Genomic DNA, 1,496 nt, shown 5'->3' with positions numbered 1-1,496 from the left:
GCTTGCTCGACGCTGCGCTCCCCCTACGCATCCTGCTTTGCCGCCGCCGAATGCTGAGTGCGGCTCCATCAATGCCTGTTCGCTCCTCCGCCTACCCTGGCATCCAGCACCATTCCGCTGCGGCCCCATGATCTCCACGGTCACGACTCCCGGAAGCGCAAAACTGGCGGTGGCAGGCCTCGCCGGTGCTACAGAAGGCGCAGCTGAGTCGGGTGTACTCCCGCTCGAACTGCCCAGCGGACTCGGCTACCTGTCCGAGGAGAAACGGACCATGGCCGTGCCAGGCCGACGACCGGGTATCGACGGCGGCGATTCACCCATGGAAGCGATCTGGCAGGCTACGGTTGCCGGGCCTGGATCGGAGGTCATCATGATCCAGATGGTGACGCCCGCCATGGAACTCGCAGATGCCTACCGGAACATTCTGCTCGGCGTCGCCCACACCTTCTCCTTCACCGATCCGAACAAGAGCAACAGCCCGGACGAAAGGCCCGAACCCGGTTCTGCCGCGGCTGCGATGAGGAGTGACTTCGGATGACTCAACCGCCTCGCCACCGGATGTCGACCAGGTTCTCCGGCACACCAGAAGCACCATGGTCAAACACGTCTCGGCTCGAGCCGTCCTGGGCGTCGGCCTCATCGCGGTCCCGTTCGTGTTGCAGTTTGCAGGGGTCTCCGTCTCCACCCTCACCGTGCTGCCCGTTATCCCGGGTCTGTTCCTCCTGCTGTTCCTTTACCTCCAGGTAGGCCTTGGGCGACGGCTCAAAATATGCGAAAAGGTGTTGCGTACGTATCCACTGGAGTACCGCTCCCGCGTAGTCAAGAAGCAGTCGCAGCGGTTGCTGCTCGGGGATGTACACACCATCAAGCTTTCGGTTCGCGGTCAGCACGGCGCACCCTCCATGCCGTCAACGCATCGACAGTCCGCCGGTGGCCCGAGGCAGCAGAGAACAGCGGCGCCTGGTTCGCCGGTGATCCCGTGTTCGGCGGCGTCATGATCGTGCCCGATACCGGCGATCTGCTCTTCCTGCAGCCCGCAGACTGGGACAAGTTCGCCTCGGAACGCGCCCAGGCCAGTCCGAAACGCCGGGCGAGGGCTGAACAAGCCGGGATCTTCCAACTGTTGGAGAAGGAGCCGAACCCGATGGCCGGACTCGGCAACTGACGCATCGGCAGCGTGTACATTTCGAAACGCCCGCCGACGGAGCCTGTCACCCTTGCAGTGCGAGGGCGCTTTGGCAGCCTCCTCGCCCTTGTCGCTGTGAGCGATCGGCGATTGGCACGCTGGTCGAGCGCGCGACCCGGAACACGGTGCTTGTCCACCTGCCCCGCCAGGACGGCTACGGCGTCGCGTACCAAGAACGGGCCGCCGCTGGCCAGTTACGGCGCGACCATCACGTTGTTGAGAAGGCCTTGTTGCCCGCATCGGCATTGGGTGTAGCTCTTCTGCGGGGACTGGTTGAGCTGGGTTGTTGAGCCTGTGGCTGTGGTCCGTG

Annotated in this window: 3 protein-coding genes; 2 read left to right on the top strand and 1 reads right to left on the bottom strand. The window is 64.2% G+C overall.

The annotated features are described in order from the left end of the window. Positions 1-127 precede the first annotated feature (127 nt). Entirely contained in the window at positions 128-538 is a 411-nt protein-coding gene (locus GFH49_RS01590; RefSeq protein WP_155053915.1) for a hypothetical protein, read from the top strand. A gap of 1 nt (position 539) precedes the next feature. Here GFH49_RS01590 and GFH49_RS01585 read toward each other — a convergent pair whose 3' ends face one another. Then, complete coding sequence (locus tag GFH49_RS01585; protein WP_155053914.1) at positions 540-890, bottom strand: hypothetical protein; 351 nt, start codon at positions 888-890, stop codon at positions 540-542. Between the two features lie 89 nt (positions 891-979). Here GFH49_RS01585 and GFH49_RS01580 point away from each other — a divergent pair, with 89 nt between their 5' ends. After that, on the top strand, positions 980-1,165 hold the full coding sequence (locus GFH49_RS01580) for a hypothetical protein (protein ID WP_155053913.1): 186 nt from the start codon (positions 980-982) through the stop codon (positions 1,163-1,165). Positions 1,166-1,496: the final 331 nt, after the last annotated feature.

This window comes from Streptomyces blattellae (assembly GCF_009709555.1).
Classification (GTDB): domain Bacteria; phylum Actinomycetota; class Actinomycetes; order Streptomycetales; family Streptomycetaceae; genus Streptomyces; species Streptomyces blattellae.
This window is presented reverse-complemented; position numbering and strand designations above follow the sequence as displayed.

What these genes read in the sequence shown, in the direction of transcription:
- GFH49_RS01590 (WP_155053915.1), top strand. Translation starts at nt 128, where the DNA reads ATGATCTCCACGGTCACGACTCCCGGAAGCGCAAAACTGGCGGTGGCA.